Genomic DNA, 26,325 nt, shown 5'->3' with positions numbered 1-26,325 from the left:
GAGCTAATGGTTGGATGAGCGATTCGCCGTTGATCCTTGGGCGTGCGGGAGCTTCTCTGGTTACATGCCACATTCCGCGCCCGGGCAGAACAGCCCCGCGCCCACGTCCTCAACCCACGCACACACCATCGAGAACCACTGGGCTGCGGTCGCCCTGATCGCAGCGTCCACCTTCATCGTTGTCGCGGCAGAGATGATGCCGGTCGGGCTACTCACCCCGATCGGTGCTGACCTGGTGGAAAGCGAAGGGACCATCGGGCTCTCCCTGGCCATTACCGGATTGGTGGCAGCGGCCACTGCCCCGTTCGTGCCCATCGTGACCCGGCGCTTCGATCGTCGGTCGACGCTTATCGTTCTGATGCTTGTAGTCGCCGCGGCGAACGCCCTCACGGCTCTCGCACCAAGCTTCGCTGTCCTCGCTGTTGCTCGCGTCCTACTCGGTGTGAGCATGGGCGGAGTCTGGGCACTCGCCGCTAGCCTGGCACCCAAATTGGTGGGTTCCAGATCCGTCGGGTTGGCGACCACGATCATCTTCAGCGGAATCGCGGTTGCCTCAGTTCTCGGTGTCCCTGCGGGGACGTATATCGGAGCAGCGGCCGGGTGGAGCGTGGCATTCTGGACTCTCAGCTGCGCCGCGACGCTGATCGCGCTCGCCATGTTCGCTGTCCTACCCGTGATGCCAGCTGATCAAGCTTTGTCGCTCGGCAGTCTCGTGGTGGCTTTTCGGAACCCGGGAGTCCGGGTCGGAATCGCGATTACCGCGCTCATCGTCACCGCTCATTTCGCGGCGTACACCTATGTGCGTCCGGGGCTGGAGTTCTTCGCAGGATTGCACCCTGCGCAGATCGGCACGATGCTCTTGATCTACGGGGTTCTGGGCGTTGTCGGCAACTTCATAGCCGGGCCATCTGCCACCAAGTCTCCGAAGACTGTGGTCGTCATCCTCAGCGCGGGAGTAGCGATCACCCTTGCCCTGTTCCCGATCTCGGCTACCACCTTGATCACAGCTGCTCTGCTCATGGCGGCTTGGGGCCTCTTCTACGGTGGTGTATCGGTGAGTACTCAAACATGGATCGCACAAGCCGCTCCCGTTCACCGAGAGGCCGCTGCGGCTCTGTGGGTTGCAGTCTTCAATGCAAGCATCGCCCTCGGCGCGTTCGCGGGTGGACGCATTCATGACCACTCCGGTTCCGAAACGGTCTTCTGGATAGCCGCGGGAATCGCCACTCTCGCAATGCTGCTCGCCACATTCCGAAATCCCGTCGTGGCAAAGCATGAACTGACAACCTAGCCGCCTACACAAAACCTTCATAGAGGCAGGACAACAGATATGCGCCAGACACCCGTTTCAACCTTCATGGATGTGACCGAGATGCTCGAACGCTACCGGGACAAATCGCTGTCTCCGGTGGAGGTACTCGAGTCCACCATCGAACGTATCGAGGCGCTCAACCCGACCTTGAATGCAGTGGGACACACTTTCTTCGATGCGGCACGGGCGCAAGCGAAGTCAGCGGAACGCCACTACGCCCGCGGTTCGGATGTCAGCCTTCCGCTCGCCGGTGTTCCCGTTGTGGTGAAAGAGGATGAACCGGTACAAGGCCAACCGTGGACTCAAGGGTCCAAGGTCTATGAGGACTTGATCGCCACCCACACTTCGACTTTCGTGCAGCGGATCGTCGACGCCGGTGCCATCGTCCACGCGCGATCGACGGCACCCGAATTCTCCTCGGCCGCGTTCACACAGTCCGAGTTGTGGGGCGTCACTCGCAATCCGTGGAACACGAAATACTCCTCCGGCGGGTCTTCCGGTGGATCGGCAGTCGCACTTGCCGCCGGTATGACGCACTTGGCTACCGGTTCCGATGTTGCAGGTTCGATCCGAACTCCGTCGTCTCTCAACGGAATTGTCGGGTTCAAGCCACCGCATGGCCGTGTCCCCGTCGATCCGCCCTTCAATCTCGATCGCTACTGCCACTGCGGTCCGATGGCTCGCACCGTAAGTGATTGCCTCACAATGCAGTCGGTCATCGCGGGACCGACTTCCACTGACATTGCCTCGCATGTGCCGGCATCGCCGCTGCCCGGCCTCGCAACGCATTCGTTGACAGGAATGCGTATCGCCGTGATCCCGGCGTTGGGTGACTGGCCGGTTGATCCGGACGTTGCCGCCAACACCGCCAAGTTGGTGGACACCCTCACTGCGCTGGGCGCACGCGCGGAGATCATCGAAGTCGACCTGTCACGCGCTGCAATCATGCGTGCGGCCGCCATTCACTACGATCACGTGTTCGGTGCATCGATCTCCGCCGAAGCGTCCGCGCACCCCGACAAGGTCACGGAGTACGCGAAGGAATTCGCGCGATGGGCACGCCGCACCCGTGGTGACGCGACTTTCCTCGACGGGCTCGCGATCGAAGCCGAACTGTATTCGTCGATCGGATCCCTGTTCGACACGTATGACGCGTTGATCACTCCGGCAGTGGTGACGGAGGCCTTTCTTGCCGGCGACGACTACGTCGGGCACGGAATCAATGTGGCTGGAACAGAATTGGAGTTCAACCTCGAGGCTGTCCCGGCCATCACCTTCAACATCCTGAGCAGCTGCCCGGTGCTGACAATCCCCACCGGTTTCGCTCGGAACGGAATCCCCACCGGTACACAGATAGTCACGCGGCCGTACGACGACCACACGGCCTTTGCGATAGGGCTCGCCCTCGAGAAGGTCCTGCCGTATCCGAATGAGCATCCAGACTGCTTCGCGACCCCGCAGGAATCGCTCGGCGTTTGAGACTTGCTCTGGTGAAGGGTTGACCAGAATGTAGTTAGGTGCCATATTAGTTGCATGGCAGTGGACGGAACCGATCACGACTCACCCACGTTGGATCAGGCGCGGCGGCAGTTGGAGCATTACGGCCTCGGGTCCGATCCGCAGGCGGTGCTGGTTGCGGTGCGGCTGATTTCGGCGGGCGCGCGGCTCGGTCGAGCAACCGAGGTTCACTTCGCGAGGTATGGACTGTCGACCGGCCGTTACCGATTGCTTGCGGATCTGGAAGACCACGACGGGGAGAAATCTCCCTCGCGACTGGCCGCTGATCTCGGCGTCTCGCGAGCCACGGTGACCGGGCTGGTCGACGGCCTCGAGCAGGAGGGTTTGGTCGCTCGGCGTCCGTCGGCCGAGGACGGGCGTGGTGCGGTGGTCGTCCTGACTGCTCGCGGCGCTCAGCGTTTACGTGACATGGCGCCCGAACACTTTGCTCGTCTCGAGGAAATGGTCGACGAGCTCACTGTCGACGAGCGTGCGGTTTTTCTGGACCTGCTCTCGCGGGTCGTTCGCGGTATCGGTGCGCTGACTGCGGAGTAGTCGGCTGGGATTCCAGGCATTCGTGTAGCGATTCGAATCGTCGTCAATTCTCGACAAAGGCTTCTCCCTCCATGCCCAAATAGTTAGCCACCTAATTAAAATCGGAAAGTAGGTCTCCTTCATGTCCGGACTCACCCCGCCGATCCGTCGCGAAAACAAAAGGGAGATAACCGATTCCAATCGACGCGTCCCGGTTGCCGATCGTCGCGCCGCACGACCTTTCACCCTGTGGAGAGAGGTGCTGGTCGCCTACCTTGCCCCTGCGCTGATGGCGGGTGCTGGCGGAGTCGCATCCGGCCAATCGGGCCTCACGATGGCGGCATTTACGTCCATCGCGGGCACGTCGGCAGTGGTGGCGTTGCTGATCGGCTCCTGGCTGCAGCGTCGCGGGAGGTCACGGCCGTGGACCACGGCCCTGCCTCGCATCATGGTGGCGGCAATTCTTGCCGTCGGAGCCGCTGCAATTGCTGGTCTCGTCGGGTGGTTCGCCTCCCGTTGGCTACCAGCTCACACGAGTGTGGTCGACACCGCTCGGCTTGCTCGCCTGCAACTCGATCTACCGATATCTGCCGCTGTCGCTGCCGTCATCGTCAGCTGGCGATGGCGCCGTCAGAATCCCTGACAGACAACACATGTCAAAGATCCCCGGCTTCGCGGGGAAGACCGAAAGGAACACGATGATCGTCATCATGGGAGCGTCCGGAACCACAGGCGGCGCGTTGCTACGCAGTCTCGCATCCTCGGGTGTGCCGAGCCGAGCGTTGTCCCGCGACCCGGACAGGCTGCGCGCCCACCTCGGCGATTTGGCCGACGGTTTGGTCGAAGTAGTGTCGGCCGATGCCGCAGACTCAACTTCGCTACGCACGGCTTTCGAAGGGGCTGAACAACTTTTCCTGCCATGGCCAACGGACTCGAACAGGTCGAGCTCGAAACGCGTGTGATCGACATCGCCGCCGAGAGCGGCGTCGAACACATCGTCAAGATCTCCGATCCCGCCGCCGCGACCGACTCCCCCATCGCTCTCTCCCGTGGCCACCATGCCGTCGGCGAACACCTGCGCGCATCCGGGATCCGCCACACTCTGCTCCGCCCCTATGCGTTCATGCAGAATCTGTTGCTCCTGGCTCCGGCGGTGGCTGCGCAAGGGGTGATTCTGGGCGCGATGCGGGACGCGCCGTGCAACTGGATCGACTGCCGAGATATCGGTGACGTCGCCGCGGCCGTGCTCACACGCGCCGACCTCGCCGGCGGTACCTACGTCCTGACGGGTAGCGAGGCAGTCGGCTACGGCGGCATCGCCGATTCTCTGACCCGCATGCTCGATCGCCCCGTCCAATATATCGACCTGCCACCGCACGAACTGCGGCAAAACCTCGTCGATCATGCCCACATGCCGCCGTGGCTGGCCGAGCACATTCTGGAGATCCAGCAACTTGCCGTCTCGCGCCCGGAGTCACCCACCGACACGGTGGCACGTGTCCTGGGGCGTGAGCCACGAAGCCTGGATGCGTTCCTGCGTGAGCATCTGGACCGTTTCCGCTGATTCACGCTGCGAGAGCAGTGCCGCCAGAAGTCACGCGGTTGATCAACGAGCCCACCGAATCCTGATCGGACCTCGTACGGATTCCGGGTCGACGACTTCGCCGCCCTGGGTGATCTGCACTTCGCCGTGGGCCACCATGTGGCGGGCAGCCTCTCGGACGGGGTCCATCAGCGGACGCCAATTGTCGGGTGCCGCTGCGCGGGCCACGTCGGAGGGGCAGATGCTCGACTCGGCCGATCGGGCACTGAGTAGTTCGCGGATCTTCGCCGCCAGTTCTTTCTCTTCCACCGTATGACCTCAGTTTCCGGACGTGACCGTAGGCCTTCGACAGAGTATGAACCTTCGGTTCGGCGAGTTGTGGCGAAGGAATGGTGCACATCGATAATTATTGACGGCGTGGAGAATTCGAGTGCAACGCGCCGCGACGTAGTCCGAAAGTCGTATTCGGCCAGATCCCAGGAGTACACGGACCTCTTCGGCTCGATGGATTCGACGCACGTATCTGATCGGGACCTGGTGACCAGCTGGGCCGCCACTTTGACCGGCCCCGTGCTCGACGCCGGGTGCGGGCCGGGGCAGTGGACAGACTTCCTGGCCCAGAGCGGGCTGGCTGTGAGCGGGATCGATCTCGTGCCCGAGTTCGTCGAACGAGCCCGCACCCGATACCCGGATCTTTCCTTCGAGGTCGGGGGCTTCGAGGCATTGGACGCGAAAACGAATTCACTGGGCGGCGTGCTGTCCTGGTACTCGCTCATTCACCATCACCCGCAAGATATCGAGGCACCGCTCGCTGAATTCGCGCGCGTGATCCGCCCAGGTGGTGGGTTGCTGGTGGGCTTCTTCGAAGGCACAACGGTAGAGCCTTTTGATCATGCCGCGACGACTGGTTATCGATGGCCGGTGACCGAACTTGCCGAGGTGCTGGTCACAGCGGGTTTCGACGTGATCGAGACCCATACCCGGACGGGAAGCGGTTACAGGCCGCACGGCGCAATCACTGCCAGCCGGCGCGGCGTCGAATAGCGGATCGAGACAGGGCGAGCAATTCTCTTTCATTCATTTCGTGTGAGTGGTGTGCTGGATGAGTCACTCCCCGGCTTTTTCAGCACCGGATCATCCACAGTTGAAAGAAGGCGCCATGACCACGATCCATCTTCACAAGACGACCACTGCGACGCCCGAACAGGTCCTTGCCGGCCTGACCGACTTCGGCCCGGGCCGTGAGGAAATCTTCGGCCGCAGTGCGGACAGCTACCTGAAAGTGCACCAACAAGGACCCCACGATGCTGATGTCACCGAGGGCTCCAGTGGTATCTGGGAGCGTCTGCACTACGACTGGACCGACCCGCACCGCGTCGTGATGACAACCACCGACTCCAACCTGTGGGGCGGGGCGTCGAGCCATACCTACACGCTGACCCGGCAGCCGACGGGTCTGACCGATGTCGACGCCGTCGTGGTCCGGGACGGCAAGAACCTCAAGGGAAAGCTCCTGGCGTCGGTACTCGGACTCGTCGGCACCCAAGTGCTGGGAAAGTCGTTCACGAAGTCCATCGATGCCATCGAAGCTCGCAACGGTGGCGCGAGCGGCGGCAACACACAGTGACAAGAACCTGACGGACTTGTCAGAGCGCTTCGAGGGCTTCCGTCATCTTCTTCACCGTCTCTGGTGCCACTTTGGCTTCGAATCCCGCCTTCAGGAGAGGCGACGCAATCTTGGCGGCACCGTTGAACTCGACGTTCGCGTGATATTCGATCTCGGTCGAGTTCGGACCCACCGAAGTCAAGGTGATGTCGTCGGTACTGGTGGCAGTCTTGTTCTTTCCTTCGAGAACAACGTGATTCAGCTCGTCGGTCACCAGCGTGTACGTCAGTTCCGTGGTGACGCCGAACAGCTTGGACACGTTGTGCCACTGGGTTCCGATGCCGACAGCGCCGTCGGAGATCTGCGTGCAGCTCTCGGTGCCCGGATCCCACGTCGGCGCATTGGCGAAGTCGCGGAGAAACGCCGCAGCCTTTTCGATCGGTACCTCGGCGGTGAATTTGCGGGTGACGTCAACCATGCGGTGGGCCTTTCGGTTCATTTTTCGGCGGTAGTGCCGCGGTGAGAGTTCGTTCCGACGCCCGGGCTACCCAAACTCGACGAACGGTAACCGTCTTCAGAGGACTGCGCGGTCCAGTGGACGCGGAAGCGGATCGAGTGCGCCGGTCTCGCGCAGGCGCTCGTACGCCCGAACGACCCCATAGACGGCCCCGATCTGTAGCAACACGCCGCCGCCCGGTAACGCGGCAACGCCTGCTGCCAGGTCATCCGGGATCGCGTCAGCGCGAGCGGACGAGAGGTAGCCGACTCGGCCGATCACGGGATCACCGACGCGATAGTCGGACTCGTCTTCGAGAGCGTCGAGGATGTTGTCGTCGGTGACGTCTCCGAAGTCCGGTTCCCACTCCGCGGCGAGCATCCGAAGTAGGTCTGTCTCAGGAACTTCGGCGGTGTCCGGCGCGCTGACGGCAAGAATTATCGACTGAAGGACGATTTCAGGTTCGCCGCCCGCCAACCCGGAGAGTTCGAGCCCCCATTCGGACCCTCCACTGGATGCGAGCCTCAATCCGATTCCCAGACGATCCGACCAGTCTTCGGCGGCCTGCGCGTTCTCGAGGACCTGCGCCAACTGGTCGACGGTCACGGCAGTAGCAGGTCCAGCGGAATGGATCTGTTGCCACGACCCGCCGACCACCTCGGGCAACAGGAATTCGACTTGCTCCAACGTCCGACGCCACCGGGAGGCCACGGCCTGCACCGATTCCGGCCGTCGTCCCCAGAAAACTCGAATAGCGCGTCGTGTCATCGAGTCCTCCGGTAAGGATCGTCCATGGGTAGCCATATCCCGTCTTCGTGGATTTCGAGATCAGTGACGCCGCGGGTGAGAGCGTCGACGGCCGCGAGAACTGCAGGGCGCGTTTCGTTCTCGCGGCACAGGAGTGACCAGGTCCAGATCGCCGCGGGGTCGATCACCGGACGTGCAGTGAGATCGCTTGGCAACGTGATGGTCTGCCCTTTGGGCGAGTTGACGACCGGACGGCCGACGGCACGGACGTGATCGAAGAATGCCGGACCGGTGATACCACCGTCGTTGATGCGCAGGATCTGTGCGCCGGTATCGCGAGCGAATTCTTCGGCGTAGACGTTCCACGAATACCAGGAGGTGGTGTCGTCGTCGACGAGTACGACGACGTCGCGTGCCCGCACCGGTGTGGTGTCCTCTCCGGTGGAGACCGCGTAGAGCCGATCCGCACCGAGCAGTTTCGCGCTCAGAGCATGTTGGGCGACATCGGTTTTCCGCACCCAGGCGATCGCCAGGTCGAGGCTGCCGTCCGCTACCCGCGCGGCCTGCGCGTGCGAAGGCACCACCCAGGCGTCGACGTGCAGTTGCGCGACCCCTGAAGTGCGCGCGATCAGATCCGTGGGGAGCCAATTTACGTAGCCGATCCGGACGGGCTCCGCTCCGGACAGACGCTCCGCGCGGCGTCGCAGATTCTCGGCACTCTCGAGTAGCGCACGAACATCAGGGAGCAAGGCCGCGCCGGCTGGCGTCAGAGCGACGGAACGGCGGTCGCGGACGAACAGCTTGACGCCGAGGTCGCGCTCGAGTGCCATGATCTGCTGCGACAGTGACGGCCCGGCTATCAGTAGCCGCGCCGCGGCTCGGCCGAAGTGCAGTTCCTCGGCGACGACCTCGAAATATCTCAGCTGACGCAGCTCCACGATCGTTCATGCTACGTGCGGTGGGAGGTTGTGCCTATCAGTCAGGAGTAAAGCGGTCGTGGCGGTCCGGCGCGGCCGGGGCACACGATAAGACCATGACCACAATCCACAACGGCGTCTCCTCGCGAGCGCACGCTGTCCAAGCTGCCGCTGCGCTGGCGGCGAGCATGGGAATCGGTCGATTCGTCTACACACCGATCCTGCCGTTGATGCACACGCAGGCCGGTCTGTCCGCCTCGCTCGGCGCCACCCTGGCGACGGCCAACTACGTCGGGTACCTGATCGGCGCGCTCGCGGGAATCCTCATTCCCGGCGTGGTGCGCTCGGCAGCGGTGATGCGTACGTCGTTGGTGGTCCTCATCGCGACTTTGGCGCTCATGCCCACTACCCACGACGGATCCATCTGGTTCGCCCTGCGGCTCGTCGCAGGCATTGCCAGTGCCCTCGTCTTCATGATCGCCGTCAGCGCTTTGCACGCGCACCTTCGGGGGCAGTCCCAATTTCTGGCCGGATGGGGATTCGGCGGAGTTGGGTTGGGTATCGCCCTGTCCGGGGTCCTCGTGTTGGTCGTCCGCTTCATCGGTACCTGGAGTACAGCCTGGCTGGCATCTGCGGCCCTTGCAGTGGTGTGTGCGGTCGCAGCCTGGGGATTGACGCCGGAACCGCGTCCGACCATCACACCGGACGCGCCGGGAACTCCCAGTTCCCAACGCGGGTTCACTGCCTTGTTCATCAGTTATTTCCTGGAAGGCATCGGCTACATCATCGCGGGCACGTTCCTTGTTGCCGCAATCGATCTCGCCGCTCCAGAATGGGTCGGCAGCGGCGCTTGGATAGTGGTCGGTCTGGCCGCATTTCCCTCGTGCGCCCTGTGGGCTTGGCTCAGCCTGCGTTGGTCGAGGCCGACTCTGCTTCTCGTTGCCCTGTTGATTCAGGCGGTGGGCATAGCGCTTCCTGCTGTGATCGGAGGCGTCGGCCCCGCACTGATTTCAGCTTTCCTGTTCGGTGTCACCTTCCTTGGTATCGGGTCAATTGTGTTGGCAATCGGCGCGCACCTGCAGTTCCCACGCGCCGTGGCGTTGCTGACCGCTGGATACAGCGTCGGTCAGATTCTCGGCCCACTCGTTGTCACTCCGTTGCTGCGAGACGGGTATCGCGACGCTCTGCTGTTGGGTGCGGCCGTCGTTCTGGGCGCAGCAGTGGCCGCCGCGGTTTTGCGGTTCCGATTCCCTTCCGATCTCGATGCGGACCCTCGGACAGCCACCTCGACTGAGGAGGTAGTTTCTGATGTCAGATGACGAAACCGCCGGAGCACTATCCGACGTAGGACTGGAGATGTTCGAATGAGCGCACTCACAACCGATCTCGACCTGAAGGTCCCTGTCATCGCAGCCCCCATGGCCGGCGGCGCTTCCACACCGGCACTTGTTGCTGCTGCCTCTCGCGAAGGCGGTCTCGGCTTCCTCGCCGCCGGGTACAAGACGCCTCAGGCTCTGTCCGACCAGATCGACACCGTGCGCGCCGAGGGAGTGTTGTTCGGTGTCAACGTGTTTGCGCCCAACCCGGTGCCTGTCGACGTCGATGCCTACCGTGCCTATACCAGGGTGATCCAGGTCGATGCGGATCGCTACGGCATCACGCTGGCTGACGGTGAGCCGGTCGAAGACGACGACTACTTCGAGGACAAGATCGATCTGCTCCTGGCCAGCCCGGTTCCGGTGGTCAGCTTCACCTTCGGCTTTCCCACACCCGGCGTCATCAAGGCGCTGCGCGCTGCCGGTTCACTTGTCGTCCTCACTGTGACTTCGGAGGCAGAGGCGCTCCTTGCCGTCGACGCCGGTGCCGATCTGCTTGTCGTGCAATCGTCGGCTGCCGGCGGCCACTCCGGAACGCTCACTCCCCTGCAGGTTCCGGCAGAAACACCGATCACCGAACTGATCGCACAAATCCGTCATCGCACCTCTGTTCCGCTATTGGCGGCCGGTGGACTGGCGACCTCCGCCGACGTCGCTGCAGCCTTACGTGCCGGAGCGGACGCGGCAGTGGTCGGTACCGTACTGCTGCGCACCGAGGAGAGTGGTGCCTCGGCTCCGCACAAGGCAGCTCTGGCCGGCACGTCACGCGGGAACACGGTCGTTACAAGAGCTTTCACGGGACGTCCTGCACGGGCACTTCGGAACGAGTTCATCGATCGCTACGACGCACGGGCGCCCATCGGGTATCCGGCCATCCATCACCTGACCAACCCGATGCGTAAAGCCGCTGTTGCGCAGGCAGATCCCGAGCGAATGCACCTGTGGGCCGGCACTGGCTATCGCCACGCGACGGAGGAACCAGCCGGGGTAGTGCTTTCGCGATTGGCTAACCTGTGACGGCGCGGACACCGGAAGCCGGATTGCCCGAGGTAGTGACATACGACGGGTTGCCCGGGTCCGCCGGTGGTGCACACTCGCTTCGAGTCAAGCGTCCCGATGTTGCATTTCAGCGGCTGCAGACGTTCCTGGAATCCTGCACCGAACCAGTGTCGTTGCCGTCGTGGACGTTCGAGATCTACCAGAGTGGGCCATCCGAGCCGACCGCGCAGTTGTCATCGTTCGCTACCGAGCTCTTCGGTGGGCCCCGCTACAAAGCGCAAACCCATACCGAATGGAACGTCCCACCTGGTTCTGTCAACGAAGCGCTCGATGCCCTCGTTGGTTGCGATGCGGTCACAACCCACGGACGTTCTGTGGCGGCGCTGACCTGCAGCGCGCCCGTACGCCTGATCGACCCCAACACCCGCGCGCCGTACCCCGACATCACCCCCGACACGTTTGGCCGTTTTGCCGTGGATGGATACGGCCGGATTCTCGGCGAGTCAGGCATACGCGCAACCCTCGGCAACGCGACATCCTCACTGTCCCTTTGGCTCAACCTGCCTGCAGACGAACGGTTGTCGTCCGGTGCTCGTCACCTACAAGACCATCTCCCGTTCCGGTTGTCCGCGAAACACTGGCGTCTCTGGCGGCCGAACCGGAGCGGAGACTCGTATCGTTCCAACAAGGTTCCGTCGCCGGTTCACGACCACGTTTGAATCACGCAGCAAGCATTTTCATCTCGGGCAGAGTTCGCCGATCTCGGAGACAATGCGATCAGCGCTGCGAACCACCCATACCGCGCGTCCGCCACGCAATGTCGGCATCAAGAGTCGGTCCTTCTCGATGGGCCAGTGCACAAAGGGAAATCCGCCGGCCAGCTCGTCCTGGACTTCGCCGGCGATCAGGGCCGTCAACTCCTGTACAGGCTGTTCTATGTGCGGCCCGACGACCCTGACGCCGATCAGGGGACTGGTTCCTGCACTCTTGCCCTTTGGCCGTGGTCCAGCGCGAGGTGGCACTGACCGTCATCGAGCATCGACACCGTCCACACGCAGTTCTGCATGTACGTATCAGGGCCGTGCCAGCGGCATTGCAGATCCTTGCCGACAGCCTGGCACGCCTCGACGACGTTGGCGGGAGCGTCGTCTGGTGCATCCGGCCCCATGATCGGAAAGCTCCAGACTCCCACGTAGTCGAAGTCGGGCATATACATGCTTTCACTATGGCACGTTGTCAGAATGCGTCTTCCTCGAGTTCCATGATCTCGTTGTCGAGGGAACCCAGGATTTCTTTCGTCGACGCCAGGATAGGCAGGATGTTCTTGGCGAAGTACGACGCGATGACCACCTTGCCCCGATAGAACGACCGGTCCTTTGCCGACGCGTCACGGTCCAAGGCTGCCAACGCGACTTCCGCTTGCACCAACAGGCGCCATCCGATGAGCAGGTCGCCTACCGCGTACAGAAAGCGCACCGAGCCGAGGCCTATCTTGTACAACTCGGAGGGTTGGTCCTGGGAAGCCATCAGATACCCGGTGAGCGTCCCGGCCATCTCCTGCACGTCGGTCAAGGCGGTCTCGAGTAGGACTCGCTCGGCCTTGAGACGACCGTTCCCGGCCTCACTGTCGATGAACTCTCGTATGCGACCGGCTACGTGAGCGAGTGCAACGCCGCGGTCGCGTGCGATCTTTCGAAAGAAGAAGTCCTGCGCCTGGATCGCCGTGGTGCCCTCGTACAGGGTGTCGATCTTGGCATCGCGGATGTACTGCTCGATGGGGTAGTCCTGAAGATAACCGGAGCCGCCCAGGGTCTGCAGGCTCTCGGTGAGCAGTTCGTAGGCCTTCTCGGAGCCGACGCCCTTGACGATCGGCAGCAGCAGATCGTTGACCCGCGCCGCCAATTCGGCATCCGCACCCGAAACCAACTCGGCGACATCGGCATTCTGGTGTGCAGCGGTGTAGAGGTAGACCGCTCGGAGGCCTTCGGCGTAGGCCTTCTGCATCGCCAGGCTGCGTCGGACGTCGGGGTGGTGCGTAATGGCCACACGGGGCGCGGTCTTGTTTGTCAGCTCGGTGAGGTCTGCGCCTTGAATTCGTTCTTTTGCGTACTCGAGGGCGTTGAGATAGCCGGTGGACAGTGTTCCGGTCGCCTTGGTGCCCACCATCATTCGAGCATTCTCGATGACCTGGAACATCTGGGCGATACCGTTGTGGACATCACCCACGAGCCAGCCGACGGCAGGAACGTCCGTCGCTCCGAAGGTGAGCTCGCAAGTTGGGGAAGACTTGAGGCCCATCTTGTGCTCGACGCCGGTGACGTAGACACCGTTGCGCTCTCCCAGTTCAAGTGTGTCCGAGTTGAAATGGGACTTCGGAACGTAGAACAGGCTCAAACCTTTGGTTCCTGGACCGGCGCCCTCGGGCCGGGCAAGCACCAAGTGGAAGAGGTTCTCGGCCGTGTCTCCGACGTCGCCGCCGGAGATGAACCGCTTGACGCCCTCGATGTGCCAGGTGCCGTCGTCCTGCGCGATTGCCTTTGTTCGGCCTGCGCCTACATCGGATCCGGCGTCTGGTTCGGTGAGCACCATCGTTCCGGCCCATCCGCGCTCGAATCCTTCTTTGGCCCAGTGTTTTTGCTGTTCGTTTCCGATGGTGTAGAGCACGCTCGCCATCAGTGGACCCATGTTGAAAAAGCTTGCGGATCCGTTTGCCGCGACCAACATTTCGCCGATCGCCCAGACCAACGGCGCCGGAGCAGGAACACCACCCATGCCTTCTGGTAGGCCGAGTCGCGACCAACCGGCCTCGTTCACCGCCTCGACCGTCTTGCGTAGAGGTTCCGGGACCACAACTGCGTGATTGGGTGCGTCGAATTCGACAGGGTTCCGATCCGCGTCGGCGAAGGACGCGGCGACCGGGCCTTCTGCCAGTCTCGCTACTTCCGCAAGAATGTTGCGCACAGTGTCGGTGTCGAGGTCCCCGTATGCGCCGGCATCCAACAGTTCGCCGATCCCGAGCACCTCGAACAGATTGAACTCGATATCACGCACGTTGCTTTTGTAGTGACCCATTGTTCTCCGACCTTGGTTCGTCAGCAATACGATTCGTCAGCAGATACGGCTCGTCAGCAGTACACAAGAAAGCCTGCCCCACAAGGAATTCAGTACGCAACCGTAGGTAGAGACGAGTGTCGTTGCTGCAAAGTAGCGCCGAGTCGATCTCATTGAAACATTCACTCGTACAATCGGTTTCCGCTGGTGGGGGTGCATATCAGTCGCGTAGCATCCTTTTGAATCAAAGCAGCTGCGCACCAATCGAAGTGCCCATCCTCACCTTCGGCGTCAAACGCATTCGCTGTGATCAGTGAACATGCTGCTCGGTAAACCAAGAGCGCCTCTCGTTGGTAGCCGAGACGTTCCTCGATCGGCGTGTAGAGCCTAGTTCTGTCTCGTGAGCCTTTGGTATCGGTCAGAGGGTGAGTAGCACTTTGGTGGCGCGCCGCTCGTCCATCGCCTGGTAACCGGCGGCGGCGTCCTCCAACGGGAGAGTGAGGTCGAAGACGATGCCTGGGTCGATCTGGTCGGTCATGATGAGCTCGATCAGTTCGGGTAGGAATCGCCTGACCGGCGCGGGACCGCCGAGCAGGCTCACCGTCGCGAAGAACAGGTTCATGCCGTCGAGTTCGACGCCGTGGGATACCCCGACGTAGCCGACATGTCCGCCGGGGCGGGTAGCTCCGATAGCCTGCATCATCGATTCTTGGGTGCCTACGGCTTCGACGGTCGAGTGGGCGCCGTAGCCGCCGGTGAGTTCCTTGATCTTCGCGATGCCCGCGTCGCCCCGCTCTTCGACGATGTCGGTGGCGCCGAATTGTGTGGCGAGTGCCTGCCGGTCGGCGTGACGTGACATGGCAATGATCCGCTCGGCGCCGAGTTGTCTGGCAGCGAGGATCGCCAGGAGTCCGACTGCGCCGTCGCCGACGACGGCGACTGTTTTGCCAGGTCCGGCTTCCGCAGCTACGGCGGCGAACCAACCGGTGCCGAGTACGTCGGAGGCTGCAAGGAGGCTGCGAGCCTGCCGCTCGGTCGGCTCTCCGCGGACAGGGACGAGGGTGCCGTCCGCGAGCGGGATGCGAGCGTATTCGGATTGGGTGCCGACCGAGCCCATCATGACCTGGTGGATACAGCGAGACTGAAAGCCGGCCTCGCAGATTTCGCAGGTGTTGTCCGACGCAACGAACGAGCCCACGACGAAGTCCCCAACTTCGATGTCGTTGACGTCGGGGCCGACCTGTTCGACGACGCCCACGTATTCGTGTCCCATCGGCGTCGGGCCATTCAGCTTTTCGATGCCGCGATAAGGCCAGAGGTCGGAACCGCAGACGCAGGTGGCTGTAACGCGAATGATCGCGTCGGTCGGTTCGACGATCACCGGCGCTTCGATCTCTTCGACCCGGACATCGCCGGGGGCATGCATGACGACAGCGCGCATGACGTGGCTCCTCACCATCGGTTTCTTCGTGTCACTTCAACCTGATCACGATTTGGCGGCGTGCGGGAGTCCCGCGCGATAGTGGTACTGCGAGGGACTCCCTCGCTACCGGTCACTGACTTACGCTCGATGGCATGGACGATCGAGCGCAAGTACGCGAATTCCTGACCTCGCGGCGCGCCCGAGTCACGCCCGAACAAGTTGGACTGCCGGCCGGATCGAACCGCCGCGTGGAAGGTCTGCGTCGAAGTGAAGTGGCAACCCTCGCTGGCGTGAGCGTCGAGTACTACACGAGGCTAGAGCGCGGAGCGATCAGCGGCGCATCGCCGGGAGTGCTCGACAGTATCGCGAAGGCCCTACGACTCGACGACGCCGAGCGCGCCCACCTTTTTGATCTCGCGCACGCGGCAAGCCCGGTAGCCAGGCCCCCGCGTCGGCGAAATACGAAGGGCTGGAAGCCCCATCAGAGCCTGCAGTGGGCGCTCGACGCAGTCACCGCAGGACCCGCTTTCGTGCGGAACGGTCGCATGGATCTTCTTGCGGTCAACCCACTCGCGCGTGCGTTTTACAAGGACCTCTACGACATGCCGGGGCAGCCCCCGAACATCGCGCGCTTCACGTTCCTCGACGAAAGGGCTTTCGAGTTCTATCCGGACTGGAACGCGTTTGCCGAGGTGACCGTCTCGATTCTGCGAACCGAGGCTGGGCGAGATCCTCACAACAAGGAATTGCACGATCTGATCGGTGAACTCAGCACTCGGAGTGAGGAATTCCGGCGTCGGTGGGGCGCGCACGACGTCCGCCATCACGGCACCGGATTCAAGACTTTTCACCACTCCGCCGTTGGCGAGCTGACGCTTGCCTTCGAAGGTTTGGAGATGGCCGCCGAGCCGGGGTTGACGCTCACGATCTACACCGCAGAGCCGGGATCGCCCTCCGCGGAACGGATGCAGTTACTCGCCTCGTTGGCAGCCAGTGAGAATGCGGACTCTGCGCCTCACGTGTCGGAGCGGTCGCTGACGGACGGCTGACGAACTGCGCGACGGTTGATCGGGTCGTCAGTTGACCACTTCGACGGCGGTGCGCTTCGTGCGTTCCTTGCGCAACAGGATCATCAGCGGCAGAAAGTAGAGAGCGGCAACGCCGGTGCCTACCAACACCGGCCCAGTGGCACCGAGACTCGAGGCCAACACGAACCCGGCGATCCAGGAGCCGACCGCCGTGCCCAGATTGAACGACGAGGTGCTGAGAGCAGAAGCCATCGTCGGCGCCTGATCGGCATAACGCACAGCCATCCCGATCAGGATGGGATTGGTCGACATGCCGAATAGTCCCAGCATGACTACGAGAATCACCGTCACGATCACGTTGTGCGAGAAGAGGCAGAGCGCCCCGAGTACGAGAAACGTCATCGCTGCCGAGACGAACAAGACCCCGTACTGATGCTTCGCACCGAGTCGACCGCCGAGATTGGAGCCGACGAACGCACCGAGTCCGTAGCCGACAAGCACTAGCGGCACTGCCGACGCAGCAAGTCCCGTGTTCTCGGTCAACAGCGGAGAGATGAAGCTGTACGCCGCCAGCGACGACCCGCACACGACGGCGCAACCGGACAGAACGAGCCAGATGCGTCCGTCCCGTAGGCTCGCGATCTCCGCCCGCCAGGACGGCACCGCACCGGAGTCGGTGTCGGCGGGTACCAATCGGTGGACGACGGCCGCGGCGACGAGTGCGAGGGCGGCGAGGGCCCAGAAAGGACCACGCCACCCGATGCTCTGACCAGCCAGAGCGCCGAGCGGAACACCGATGACGTTCGCGAGCATGCCTCCGCCCAAGACGATGCCGAGCGCCCGCGAGGAAGACGCCGGGCCGGCCGCTTTTGCTCCGACCACTGCGGCGACTGCCCAGAAGGCGCCCGTCGCCACGGCTGTGAGGAAGCGGGCGCCGAGAATGAGTCCGAAGTTGGACGAGAGCGCGACGATGACGTGTCCGATCGCGAAAACAATCAGAGCCGAGCTCAAGGTCACGCGTCGGGGAACCCTGAGTGTCAAGATCGCCATCGCCGGCGTGCCGACGATCATTCCGATCGCGAAGACGGTGATCATCAGGCCGACGTTCGCGATCGACGTACCGAGGTCACCCGCGATTTCGGGAAGAATGCCGGCGACGACGAATTCGGTTGTGCCCATCAAGAAAACTCCGACGGCCAGCACGTAGATCACGAGCGGCAGGCGGCCGGTTTCTTCGACGGTCGGGGCGGAAATCATGGGGTGGTCAGTTCTCTTTCTGTTGACGACGCGCATGTCGTGGCGCACCCGTCCAGGGCATCACGCCCGTCGCCTGCGAGGGAGTCCCGGTCGTTGGGGGTACTCGAAGGGACTCCCGGTGTGGCCGATTGCGCGCTACCGTCGGCGCAAAGACTGCCTGAACCCGGGAGACGCGCCCATGACACGACGACAGATCCGAGGACTGGGCGCCGCCGTGCTCGTCTCGGCCTTCCTGACGGCCTGCGGTAGCGAGGATCCTGAAGGGCCCCGTCCGCAGGCAAGCACGACAACACGATCGGCGCCCGCCGCGGCCTTCGGTGAACCCGAGACCGTCGCCGACGGCTTGGACGCGCCCTGGTCGATCGCATTCCACGGCGACACACCACTTGTCAGTGAGCGCGACAGCGCGCGAATCCTCGAACTCGACGCCGGCGGGAACAGCCGCGAGGTGGGAGTCGTCGACGGCGTCAGCCCAAGAGGTGAGGGCGGTTTACTAGGGATCGCAGTACGTGAAAACCGCCTGTACGCGTACTTCACCGCGAACGGGGAGAACCGGATCGAACGCTTCGACATCATCGGTGCTCCGGGGGAATTCGCGCTCGGGCCGGCCGAGACGATTCTCGACGGGCTCGCTTCGGCCAACTACCACAACGGTGGTCGCATCGCGTTCGGCCCGGACGGGATGCTGTACGTGACCGTCGGTGATGCCGGTAGTCGAGACAGGGCTCAGGACCTCGACTCGATGTCCGGGAAAATCCTTCGAATGACTCCGGATGGCGATGTGCCGCTGGATAATCCATTTCCGAACTCGTTTGTCTACAGCTACGGCCACCGCAACTCCCAGGGCATTGCCTGGACCGAGGACGGCACGATGTACGCCAGCGAGTTCGGGCAGGACACCTGGGACGAGCTCAACAAGATCGAAGCAGGCGGAAACTACGGGTGGCCCGAGGTCGAAGGGATTGCGGGTGAAGACGGATTCATCGACCCGCTCCAACAATGGTCACCTGACGATGCCAGCCCCAGCGGAATCGCCATCCACGACGGCACGATCTACATCGCCAATCTTCGTGGTGAGCGACTCCGCACGGTGCCCTTGACCGATCCCGCGACCGCCGACGAGCAATTCGTCGACGAATACGGGCGCCTCCGTGATGTTGTAGTCGCATCGGACGGGTCGCTGTGGATACTGACGAACAACACCGACGGACGCGGCGACCCCAACCCCGGTGATGACCGCATCATTCGGGTGCCGTTGCGCTGACGTCGATTTCCGGCGAACGCAGTACTTCCAGCCCGAGGAACCTCGCCGAAGCCGGTGATTCACTAATATCGTTACGACAGATGACGCGGGTACGGATCGGAGAGACAGCATGGGGACTTGGGGTTCAGGACCTTTCGACAACGACGTAGCGGGCGACCTGCTCAGCGCGGTACAGGCGGGTGACTACGATATCGACGATTACGCACGCCACCCCGACGACGGCTACCTCGATGCCGATGATGCTCAAACAGCTATTGCCGTCGCCGAGATCCTTGCGGTTGCGCACGGGGTTGCGCCGGCGCCTGTGCAGCTGGCCGAGATTGATGCCGCCGGGTACGCCGGAAGCTTGAGTCCGGAGCAGAAGGCATGGGTTCTCACCGCACTCGAGCGTGCCGTCGCAGACAGCGACACGTCGGAGTTGTACGAGTTGTGGGAAGAAAACGGTCCGGAAGACCTCGCGGCTTGGCGGGCACCGATCCTGGGCAGATTGGCGAGTCTCAAAACGGTGGGATGAGTGTCACTCGTCAACAGTCCCTTGGTTACTCGGAGTTCGACGACGACAGACTCCCCTTGACATACCGGGTGGTGTCGTCGGCGAGGATCTCAGCCAGCCCACGTTCGATGCCGTCCAGGGCCTGCGCGGCGACATCGGCCGGAGCGATCTTCTGTTCGGCCGGTACGCCCGCAGCCATGTCGGTATCCATGTATGCAACGTGCAGTGCCGAGACGGCGATTCCCCGCGGCGCCAGTTCTTCTCGAACGGCGTCGGTCATCGCCCACGCCGCTGCCTTCGATGACGCGTAAGACCCGAGCGCAGCCGGATGGAACCAGGACAGCACCGAAAGAACGTTGAGTACTGTTCCGCCTCCGTTGTTTTCGACGACCGGAGCAAACGCCCGGGTCACGGCAAGCGGGCCGTAGAAATTGACGTCCATCTCGCGGCGAACGTCATCGATGTCGCCTCCGATCAAGGGTGCCGAGGTAGAGATTCCGGCGTTGTTGATCACCAAGGTCACATCCGATGCGATTTGCGCTGCGGCGGTGATCGATTCGGCGTCCGTCACGTCCAACCTCAGGGGGATGACGCCGGGCAGATCGACAGTTTCCGGATTGCGGGCAGCCGCGTACACCTTTGCGCCGCGCTCGACGAGCCCTGCGGCCAGATGGCGGCCGAGTCCGCGATTGGCTCCGGTGACGACCGCAACCGTCTTGTTCAGGTCCATGATTCTCCCAGGGTTGTGACTGTCGGTGACATTTAGATTATGAATCAAATCTAAGTGTGGGCTAGGATAGATGTCAAGTGAAATCCAAACTGGAAGGCGTTGTGATGGGCCGCGTATCGCAGCAACAAGCGGAAGAGAACCGTCGGCGCGTCGTGGAAACCGCAGCTCGTCTGTTCCGAGAGAAGGGCACTCACCTCAGCGTCGCTGACTTGATGAAGGCGTCGGGGCTGACCCACGGTGGTTTCTACAAGCAGTTCGCGTCCAAGGACGCGCTCATCGACGAAGCGACCACCCATGCCTTCGCTGAACTGGCGCAGCTGCACGCAGCAGGTCTCGAAAGGCACGCTGGCCAGCGTGACGAGGCTCGACAAGCCCTGATCGACAACTACCTCTCCGTGGAGCATCGCGACAATCCGGCAGACGGATGTCCCGCTGCTGCACTCGCCGCCGACATGGCACGCGAGCCGGCAGACAGTGAGGCCCGTCGGGTGTATGTCGAGGGGGTCGGTGATTTTGCCGAGGCGCTCGCGGATGAGGAGCATGACGGGCTGGTGCGTCTCTCGACCATGATCGGCGCTCTGGTCCTCTCGCGAGCCACCAAGGGATCGTCCCTCTCCGAGGAAGTCCTTGTCGCTGCTCGTGAAGAGCTCACCGGGTAGTCCAGGAAGATCCGCGTACGGTCCGCTGACCCGGCCATGCATACTGACTGAGGTCTCTGTCAGCGATACCTTCGATTGCTTCGAGATCTGCAACGTCACTACCCGATGGCCGCAGGGAGAAGCGAGAGATGTTCACACCCACAGAATTTGGCAAAGTCTCGGTGCTGGTACCAGAGAACGGTGGGACCGTCCCCTTCGGGAACACCGTGGTCGTGCACGGATCCGAACGCACGCTGGTGATCGACCCGTCCCTCTCCCTCGACCGAGATCCCGTGGGCGCAGACCTCGTCTTCATCAGTCACGGCCACGAGGACCACGTTGCCGGTCTCCGGCATTTTCAAGCACCGACGTACGCGCACAACCTCGACGCACCGTCGGTCGCCTCCCTTGACACGATGCTCACAAATTACGGACTCCGCCCCGAGGAGCGAGCTGAGGTCGAACATTCAATAGCAGTGCAGTACGGCATTCCCCCGACGCACGATGACGTTTCCGGGATCGCCGACGGCCACGTCTTCGACCTCGGAGACCGCACGGCGACGGTCATTCACCTACCTGGTCACACTCCCGGACATTGTGGCCTCCTCATCGAGCCCGACGGCTTCTTCTATGTCGCCGACATCGATCTCACCTCCTTCGGCCCGATGTACGGCGACCTGGGCAGTAGCGTCGACGACTTCCTCGCCTCCATCGACCGCGCCGCGGGCATCGACGCTCGGTGGTACGGCACCTTCCATCAAAAGGGCGTCGTCGAAGGTAGCGACGAGTTCCGTCGCCGGTTGACCGCCTACCGCGACAAACTGCTCAGCCGCGAAGAAAGACTCGTCCAATTTCTCGGTGAACCAAGGCAGTTGGAAGACATCGTCGCGCATCGCCTCGTCTACCGTCCGCACGTCACCGCGCCGTACGTCGATGCAGTCGAACGACGAACTGCGCAGCTGCACCTTCAGCGACTCGTTGCGGCCGGTGCCGTTGTCACGCTCGAGGGCAACGTATTTCGGCGTGCATGAATGTGTCGTGTCATCCATTGGATGTGAACAGAGCGGGCAGAAGGGTGTAATTGTGGCGAGGGTAGTTGTTGTCGGCGCGAGCCGGGGACTTGGTCGTGCATTGATCGAGGGCTTGAGGAGCGATGGTCACGACGTTGTCGGTATTTCTCGTCGGCGCCCTGACGGGTTCGACGTCTCCGAGTGGATCGAAGCAGACCTGACCGACCCAGTTACGGCAGCGAATTCGATCGACCAGGAGCTTGTCGGAGGTGTAGACACCCTGATTTGCAACGTCGGAATTTGGGAAGGGGACGCCTTTACTTCCGATTATGTGTTCACAGATCAATCGGACGTCGAAATGCTGGAAATGATCAACGCCAACATCACCGGCACGATCCTTTTGTCGAAGCGCCTGATCCCACGGATGATCGGGCGTCCTCGACCTCGGATTTTCTTGACCGGTTCTACCTCGGGGCTCCCGCGAAGCGGTAGGCCGGAAGTTGCGTTCGGCGCATCGAAGTCCGCGATCAACGGCATTGCCGACGCGTTGAGAGAGGGCTACCGGAAGGACCGACTCGCAGTGACGGTCCTTCACCTCGGATATCTCAACACGGAAGATGGACTCGATGTGCCCCGAGACATCGCTGCTGCCCGCGGAGATGGGTCTCTGGTTCCCGTGCACGACGTCGTGGATACCGTGCGCTCCATCTCGAATCTGTCGTCTTCGTCATCGGTTCGAGAAGTGGTCCTTACTGCCATCGACGACACACGATTCTGAACGACAGCTACCGCTTCGGTCTGTGAATCCGATTGCCGAACAGATGTATTCAGAGAATATTGCCCTCGATAAAGATGAAGGCTCCCGCCAGGTACACCAGGGTGAGCCCCGTCAGGAGCCACGCCATGTACGGCCGGATGTAGAGGCGCCGCAGACGGTGCAATCGCAGGGAGGCTCGCAAGAACGCGCCCACGGAGCCGAGTAGCAGCATGAGGCTCGGGACGAAGACGGCCAGTCGGCGATCTTTCTGTGAGCACAGCAAGGTGTCGGTACCGAAGCATTCGCCCCGCCGGGAGCCCAACCAGACGATCGCGACAACCAGTGCCGCGGTAGCCAGAACGACGGACAGGCCGTACGTCAGGGTTCGCCTGTTGATCTTTCGCTCTCGACGCTGAATTACATCTGGTGTGTCAGAACTGTCGGTCATCACACCCCCTTTCGAACATCGCACCTTACTTCGTGGATCGACGGCGGGAGAGGGCGTACAGCACTACTCCGACCGCCAAGAGTAATGATGCGCGCAACCACGTTGCGGCGCTCTGCGGGGTGAGCAACGCAACGCACGTACCGAGGGCGAGGATCGGAAAGATGATCGGTGTCCGGAAATGGCTGTGTTGCACTGCGTCACGACGCAGAACCAGGACCGCGATGTTGGTGCTGATGAATACGAAAAGCAGCAGGAGTACCACCGTCTCTGCCAGGGCTGACAACGATCCGGTGACGCAGAGAGCCATGGCAACGGCTGTGGTTGCGATGATCGCCACCCAGGGGGTCCGGCGCCGCGGCAGCACGCGCGCGAATGCGCTGGGGAGCAACCCTTCCGACGCCATTCCGTAAGTCAGCCTGCTTGCCATGATCATTGTCAGCAGTGCGCCGTTGGCGACGGCTACCAGAGCGATCAGGCTGAACAGGCGAGGCGGAACACCGACGTCGGCGGCTGACACCACTGCCAGTAAGGGGCCGGAGGACGCGGCGAGCTCGTCGGCGGGCAGCACCACCGAGACAGCCAGGCCGACAAGGACATAGGCGGCGCCCGCCGTCAACAGGGCTCCGAACAGTGCGCGTGGGTAGACCTTGCTCACGTTCTTCACTTCTTCGGCGACGTTCGCCGACGTTTCGAAGCCGACGAACGAGTAGTACGCGAGGAGCGCCGCTGCCAACACGGCGAGTGCAGGCGATCGACTGTCGTCGAACTCCACGACACGGCTCAAGGTTCCGTCGCCGTGCCCGAGAACTACGCAGGCGAGGACGACAACCATGACGAGGCCGGTGACCTCCACGACTGTCATGACGACATTTGCGCGCATCGACTCCTTGATGCCTCTGGCATTGAGAAGCCCCACCAGGAGGAGGAAGACGAGCGCGGCTGGAACGGTCGGGACGTCGATGAAGGCTTTGAGATAGTCACCCGAGAATGCGAGGGCGAGTCCTGCTGCACTCGTGACACCGGCCGCCAGCATCGAGAAGCCGACGAGGAATGAGATCAGCGGTTTCCGATACGCCCGTTGGGCGAATACTGCTGCACCGCCCGCTCGCGGATATTTCGTGACCAGTTCGGCATACGACGTTGCTGTCAGCAATGCCATGACGAGCGCTACGAGCAGTGGTACCCAGACGGCTCCACCAACTTCACCGGCGATGACGCCCACCAATGCGTAGATACCGGCGCCCAGGACGTCTCCGAGGATGAACACGAAAAGGAGTGGGCCGGTTATAGCCCGAGTGAGAACGTTCTTACTCCCGCCTTCATCTCCGCCTGCGGTTTCGTCCACGTTCTCGGCACCCGCGGCGCGTCGCATATGCAAGGTTCGTCCTGTCTTCATGGTGACGTGCCGCCACCTCAGGAGCAGACATGTACCCATTGGTCGAAGTTTCAAACACGGGTCGGACGTGGATGCGTCGGCGCGTGCCGTCCCGTGCTTTCCTTGTAGGTGACTTGCCAGTAGGTGAATCGCAGAAGTAGTGACTGGAGGACGACGTGGCTGAATCGACGGTTGCCGAGGTGATGGACGAGTTGGCTGCGCTCGAGGATCCGAAGGTGCGCGCAGTGAACGAGAAGCACGGTGACGATCACGGTGTGAACCTGACAAAACTGCGGGCAGTCGCGAAGCGACTGAAGACTCAGCAAGAACTTGCACAACAACTTTGGGCGACGGGCGATACCGCAGCGAGGCTGCTTGCCCTCTTGATCTGTCGTCCGAAGGCGTTCGAGCGTGACGAGTTGGACGTCATGTTGCGTGAGGCTCGTACTCCCAAGGTGCATGACTGGCTCGTCAACTACGTGGTGAAGAAGAACCCGCACGCGGAGGATTTGCGGGTGGCCTGGACCGCCGACTCCGATCCCGTGGTTGCGAGCGCCGGTTGGGCGCTGACTACCGAGCGCGTAGCGAAGAAGCCCGAGGGCCTTGATCTTTCAGGATTGCTCGACGTCATCGAGGCGGAGATGAAGGATGCCCCTGATCGCCTGCAATGGGCGATGAACCACTGCCTGGCCCAGATCGGGATCGAACATGCCGAGTACCGGGCCCGCGCAATCGACATCGGTGAACGTCTGCGGGTGCTCGAGGACTACCCGACTCCCCCGAACTGCACCTCGCCGTTTGCGCCGATCTGGATCTCGGAGATGGTGCGTCGACAGAGCGAGAAGTAGGTCAGCTAGCGCGACGTTCGAAACTGCGTCCGGTATCGCTGTGGACTGGTGCCGACCAAGTCTCGGAAGCGTTCGCGGAACGTGGTGACGGCATTGAATCCGACTTGTCCCGCAACACGTTCGATGGAGTGGTCGGTGGTCTCGAGCAGAAATTGTGCTTGACGGAGTCGCGCATGATGGAGCCACTGCAACGGCGTCGTACCGATTTGTTCCTGGAAGCGGCGGTTGAGCGTGCGGGTGCTCATCGTTGCCTTGGCTGCGATTGTCGTGATGTCGAGTTGCTCCCCGAGGTTCTCTTCCATCCAGTTCAGTAGCGGCCGAAGGGTTGTCCCGCTGGGTACGGGAGGTTCGTGGACGATGAATTGTGCTTGCCCTCCGGCACGTTCGAGCGGCATCACGCTCAGCCGCGCCGTGTCGGCGGCGACCGCGGACCCGTAGTCCTGACGGACCATGTACAGGCAAAGGTCGAGTGCGGCCGCGGCGCCGGCGGAAGTCAGGACGTGCCCGTTGTCTACGTAGAGAACGGCGGCATCGACGTCGATGGCCGGGTGCCGGCGGGCCAACTCCGACGCAGCCGCCCAGTGCGTCGTCGCGCGAAGTCCGTCGAGCAAGCCTGTGTCGGCGAGTGTGAATGCACCGACGCACAGTGAGGCGATGCGCGTGCCGCGATCCGCGGCAGTTCTGAGGGCGTAGATGATCTCGGGGGCGATCGGCACGTCGAGATCGGCGGTGCCCGGGATGATGATCGTGCTTGCCTGGGCGAGACGTGACAGTCCGTGCGGTACTCGCATCGTGAACGTTCCGGTCTCCACCTCCTCGGTGAGCGCGCACACGGAGGTCCGGTACGCCGGTGCACCCGAGGGGAGCCTGCATCGTCCGAAGACTTCGAGGGGTGCCGCCAGGTCCATCGGCACCACCCCGGGCAACGCGAGAACTGCAACGTCATGCATGTCTGAAACGTAGCGTATGTGGCGCG

At 62.5% G+C, this 26,325-nt stretch carries 31 protein-coding genes; 18 read left to right on the top strand and 13 right to left on the bottom strand.

Annotation, left to right across the window (positions count from 1 at the left end):
• Nucleotides 1–64: 64 nt before the first annotated feature.
• The 6 genes from QMA15_RS22995 (at nt 65) to QMA15_RS22970 (ending at nt 4,907) form a co-directional block, all read left to right on the top strand.
• Complete coding sequence (locus QMA15_RS22995) at nt 65–1,291, top strand: MFS transporter (protein ID WP_290286689.1); 1,227 nt, start codon at nt 65–67, stop codon at nt 1,289–1,291.
• A 39-nt stretch (nt 1,292–1,330) separates the two neighbouring features.
• Nucleotides 1,331–2,791 carry an amidase gene (locus QMA15_RS22990; protein ID WP_290286688.1) on the top strand — a complete coding sequence of 487 codons (1,461 nt, stop codon included), beginning with the start codon at nt 1,331–1,333 and terminating at the stop codon, nt 2,789–2,791.
• 54 nt (nt 2,792–2,845) lie between these two features.
• Nucleotides 2,846–3,364, top strand: coding sequence for a MarR family transcriptional regulator (locus QMA15_RS22985; RefSeq protein WP_003943230.1), 519 nt, complete (start codon nt 2,846–2,848; stop codon nt 3,362–3,364).
• 121 nt (nt 3,365–3,485) lie between these two features.
• On the top strand, nt 3,486–3,986 hold the full coding sequence (locus QMA15_RS22980; RefSeq protein ID WP_064689064.1) for a hypothetical protein: 501 nt from the start codon (nt 3,486–3,488) through the stop codon (nt 3,984–3,986).
• 10 nt (nt 3,987–3,996) lie between these two features.
• Nucleotides 3,997–4,305: an NmrA family NAD(P)-binding protein gene (locus QMA15_RS22975; protein WP_356702028.1), complete on the top strand. Its 309-nt coding sequence runs from the start codon at nt 3,997–3,999 to the stop codon at nt 4,303–4,305.
• Nucleotides 4,263–4,907 carry an NmrA family NAD(P)-binding protein gene (locus QMA15_RS22970; RefSeq protein ID WP_290286683.1) on the top strand — a complete coding sequence of 215 codons (645 nt, stop codon included), beginning with the start codon at nt 4,263–4,265 and terminating at the stop codon, nt 4,905–4,907. The genes QMA15_RS22975 and QMA15_RS22970 overlap by 43 nt, the downstream gene beginning before the upstream one ends.
• A 42-nt stretch (nt 4,908–4,949) precedes the next feature.
• Here the strand turns inward: QMA15_RS22970 and QMA15_RS22965 are convergent, their stop codons facing one another.
• A complete protein-coding gene (locus QMA15_RS22965; RefSeq protein WP_019745995.1) occupies nt 4,950–5,195 on the bottom strand; it encodes a DUF3253 domain-containing protein in 246 nt (81 codons plus the stop codon).
• A gap of 108 nt (nt 5,196–5,303) precedes the next feature.
• Here QMA15_RS22965 and QMA15_RS22960 point away from each other — a divergent pair, with 108 nt between their 5' ends.
• Both QMA15_RS22960 and QMA15_RS22955 read left to right on the top strand, forming a co-directional pair.
• Nucleotides 5,304–5,930 carry a class I SAM-dependent methyltransferase gene (locus QMA15_RS22960; protein WP_021333254.1) on the top strand — a complete coding sequence of 209 codons (627 nt, stop codon included), beginning with the start codon at nt 5,304–5,306 and terminating at the stop codon, nt 5,928–5,930.
• Between the two features lie 115 nt (nt 5,931–6,045).
• Nucleotides 6,046–6,513, top strand: coding sequence for a hypothetical protein (locus tag QMA15_RS22955; RefSeq protein WP_020971317.1), 468 nt, complete (start codon nt 6,046–6,048; stop codon nt 6,511–6,513).
• 19 nt (nt 6,514–6,532) lie between these two features.
• Here the strand turns inward: QMA15_RS22955 and QMA15_RS22950 are convergent, their stop codons facing one another.
• The 3 genes from QMA15_RS22950 to QMA15_RS22940 form a co-directional block, all read right to left on the bottom strand.
• Nucleotides 6,533–6,970 carry an SRPBCC family protein gene (locus QMA15_RS22950; RefSeq protein ID WP_290286679.1) on the bottom strand — a complete coding sequence of 146 codons (438 nt, stop codon included), beginning with the start codon at nt 6,968–6,970 and terminating at the stop codon, nt 6,533–6,535.
• A gap of 96 nt (nt 6,971–7,066) precedes the next feature.
• Nucleotides 7,067–7,756, bottom strand: coding sequence for a hypothetical protein (locus QMA15_RS22945; protein ID WP_290286677.1), 690 nt, complete (start codon nt 7,754–7,756; stop codon nt 7,067–7,069).
• A complete protein-coding gene (locus tag QMA15_RS22940; protein ID WP_029256662.1) occupies nt 7,753–8,673 on the bottom strand; it encodes a LysR family transcriptional regulator in 921 nt (306 codons plus the stop codon). The genes QMA15_RS22945 and QMA15_RS22940 overlap by 4 nt, the downstream gene beginning before the upstream one ends.
• 95 nt (nt 8,674–8,768) lie before the next feature.
• Here QMA15_RS22940 and QMA15_RS22935 point away from each other — a divergent pair, with 95 nt between their 5' ends.
• From QMA15_RS22935 to QMA15_RS22925, 3 genes are read left to right on the top strand one after another with little or no spacing between them, the layout of a single operon-like run.
• Nucleotides 8,769–9,971: a YbfB/YjiJ family MFS transporter gene (locus tag QMA15_RS22935; protein WP_290286674.1), complete on the top strand. Its 1,203-nt coding sequence runs from the start codon at nt 8,769–8,771 to the stop codon at nt 9,969–9,971.
• Between the two features lie 45 nt (nt 9,972–10,016).
• Nucleotides 10,017–11,045: a nitronate monooxygenase gene (locus tag QMA15_RS22930; protein WP_290286672.1), complete on the top strand. Its 1,029-nt coding sequence runs from the start codon at nt 10,017–10,019 to the stop codon at nt 11,043–11,045.
• Nucleotides 11,042–11,746, top strand: a complete 705-nt coding sequence (locus QMA15_RS22925) for a hypothetical protein (RefSeq protein WP_290286670.1) — start codon at nt 11,042–11,044, stop codon at nt 11,744–11,746. Before QMA15_RS22930 ends, QMA15_RS22925 begins: the two co-directional genes overlap by 4 nt.
• Nucleotides 11,747–11,764: 18 nt before the next feature.
• Here the strand turns inward: QMA15_RS22925 and QMA15_RS22920 are convergent, their stop codons facing one another.
• The 4 genes from QMA15_RS22920 to QMA15_RS22905 all read right to left on the bottom strand — a co-directional run bounded on the left by QMA15_RS22920 (nt 11,765) and on the right by QMA15_RS22905 (nt 15,519).
• Nucleotides 11,765–11,944 (bottom strand): hypothetical protein, encoded by a 180-nt coding sequence (locus QMA15_RS22920; RefSeq protein ID WP_290286668.1) that lies wholly within the window; start codon nt 11,942–11,944, stop codon nt 11,765–11,767.
• Nucleotides 11,945–11,991: 47 nt separating this feature from the next.
• A complete protein-coding gene (locus tag QMA15_RS22915) occupies nt 11,992–12,243 on the bottom strand; it encodes a hypothetical protein (protein ID WP_290286666.1) in 252 nt (83 codons plus the stop codon).
• Nucleotides 12,244–12,263: 20 nt separating this feature from the next.
• On the bottom strand, nt 12,264–14,099 hold the full coding sequence (locus tag QMA15_RS22910) for an acyl-CoA dehydrogenase (RefSeq protein WP_021333262.1): 1,836 nt from the start codon (nt 14,097–14,099) through the stop codon (nt 12,264–12,266).
• Nucleotides 14,100–14,496: 397 nt separating this feature from the next.
• Nucleotides 14,497–15,519: a zinc-dependent alcohol dehydrogenase family protein gene (locus QMA15_RS22905; protein WP_042953355.1), complete on the bottom strand. Its 1,023-nt coding sequence runs from the start codon at nt 15,517–15,519 to the stop codon at nt 14,497–14,499.
• Between the two features lie 134 nt (nt 15,520–15,653).
• Here QMA15_RS22905 and QMA15_RS22900 point away from each other — a divergent pair, with 134 nt between their 5' ends.
• Nucleotides 15,654–16,550: a helix-turn-helix transcriptional regulator gene (locus QMA15_RS22900; RefSeq protein WP_019745983.1), complete on the top strand. Its 897-nt coding sequence runs from the start codon at nt 15,654–15,656 to the stop codon at nt 16,548–16,550.
• Between the two features lie 27 nt (nt 16,551–16,577).
• Here the strand turns inward: QMA15_RS22900 and QMA15_RS22895 are convergent, their stop codons facing one another.
• Nucleotides 16,578–17,786, bottom strand: a complete 1,209-nt coding sequence (locus QMA15_RS22895) for an MFS transporter (protein WP_290286660.1) — start codon at nt 17,784–17,786, stop codon at nt 16,578–16,580.
• A gap of 178 nt (nt 17,787–17,964) precedes the next feature.
• On the opposite strand from QMA15_RS22895, the gene QMA15_RS22890 reads away from it, so the two are divergent.
• Both QMA15_RS22890 and QMA15_RS22885 read left to right on the top strand, forming a co-directional pair.
• Entirely contained in the window at nt 17,965–19,050 is a 1,086-nt protein-coding gene (locus tag QMA15_RS22890; RefSeq protein WP_290286658.1) for a PQQ-dependent sugar dehydrogenase, read from the top strand.
• Nucleotides 19,051–19,159: 109 nt separating this feature from the next.
• Nucleotides 19,160–19,564: a DUF4259 domain-containing protein gene (locus tag QMA15_RS22885; RefSeq protein ID WP_029256654.1), complete on the top strand. Its 405-nt coding sequence runs from the start codon at nt 19,160–19,162 to the stop codon at nt 19,562–19,564.
• Between the two features lie 25 nt (nt 19,565–19,589).
• On the opposite strand, the gene QMA15_RS22880 is transcribed toward QMA15_RS22885, so the two are convergent.
• Nucleotides 19,590–20,273 carry an SDR family oxidoreductase gene (locus QMA15_RS22880; protein ID WP_134999358.1) on the bottom strand — a complete coding sequence of 228 codons (684 nt, stop codon included), beginning with the start codon at nt 20,271–20,273 and terminating at the stop codon, nt 19,590–19,592.
• A gap of 77 nt (nt 20,274–20,350) precedes the next feature.
• Here QMA15_RS22880 and QMA15_RS22875 point away from each other — a divergent pair, with 77 nt between their 5' ends.
• The 3 genes from QMA15_RS22875 to QMA15_RS22865 all read left to right on the top strand — a co-directional run bounded on the left by QMA15_RS22875 (nt 20,351) and on the right by QMA15_RS22865 (nt 22,699).
• Entirely contained in the window at nt 20,351–20,932 is a 582-nt protein-coding gene (locus QMA15_RS22875; protein WP_021333266.1) for a TetR/AcrR family transcriptional regulator, read from the top strand.
• Between the two features lie 128 nt (nt 20,933–21,060).
• The gene (locus tag QMA15_RS22870) at nt 21,061–21,942 is read left to right on the top strand and encodes an MBL fold metallo-hydrolase (RefSeq protein ID WP_205907106.1); all 882 of its coding nucleotides are present in this window, start codon (nt 21,061–21,063) and stop codon (nt 21,940–21,942) included.
• Nucleotides 21,943–21,994: 52 nt separating this feature from the next.
• The gene (locus tag QMA15_RS22865) at nt 21,995–22,699 is read left to right on the top strand and encodes an SDR family oxidoreductase (protein ID WP_205907105.1); all 705 of its coding nucleotides are present in this window, start codon (nt 21,995–21,997) and stop codon (nt 22,697–22,699) included.
• 49 nt (nt 22,700–22,748) lie between these two features.
• Here the strand turns inward: QMA15_RS22865 and QMA15_RS22860 are convergent, their stop codons facing one another.
• Entirely contained in the window at nt 22,749–23,126 is a 378-nt protein-coding gene (locus QMA15_RS22860) for a hypothetical protein (protein WP_020971303.1), read from the bottom strand.
• A 25-nt stretch (nt 23,127–23,151) separates the two neighbouring features.
• Complete coding sequence (locus QMA15_RS22855) at nt 23,152–24,498, bottom strand: APC family permease (RefSeq protein WP_290286774.1); 1,347 nt, start codon at nt 24,496–24,498, stop codon at nt 23,152–23,154.
• Between the two features lie 179 nt (nt 24,499–24,677).
• Between QMA15_RS22855 and QMA15_RS22850 the strand changes: the two genes are divergently transcribed.
• On the top strand, nt 24,678–25,349 hold the full coding sequence (locus QMA15_RS22850; protein WP_151530722.1) for a DNA alkylation repair protein: 672 nt from the start codon (nt 24,678–24,680) through the stop codon (nt 25,347–25,349).
• A 5-nt stretch (nt 25,350–25,354) separates the two neighbouring features.
• On the opposite strand, the gene QMA15_RS22845 is transcribed toward QMA15_RS22850, so the two are convergent.
• Nucleotides 25,355–26,299, bottom strand: coding sequence for a helix-turn-helix domain-containing protein (locus tag QMA15_RS22845; RefSeq protein WP_060939799.1), 945 nt, complete (start codon nt 26,297–26,299; stop codon nt 25,355–25,357).
• Nucleotides 26,300–26,325: the final 26 nt, after the last annotated feature.

The sequence above is a fragment of the Rhodococcus sp. APC 3903 genome (assembly GCF_030407755.1).
Lineage (GTDB): Bacteria > Actinomycetota > Actinomycetes > Mycobacteriales > Mycobacteriaceae > Rhodococcus_F > Rhodococcus_F erythropolis.
Note: the sequence above shows the minus strand (reverse complement) of the source record. Positions and strands in the feature narration are given on the sequence as shown.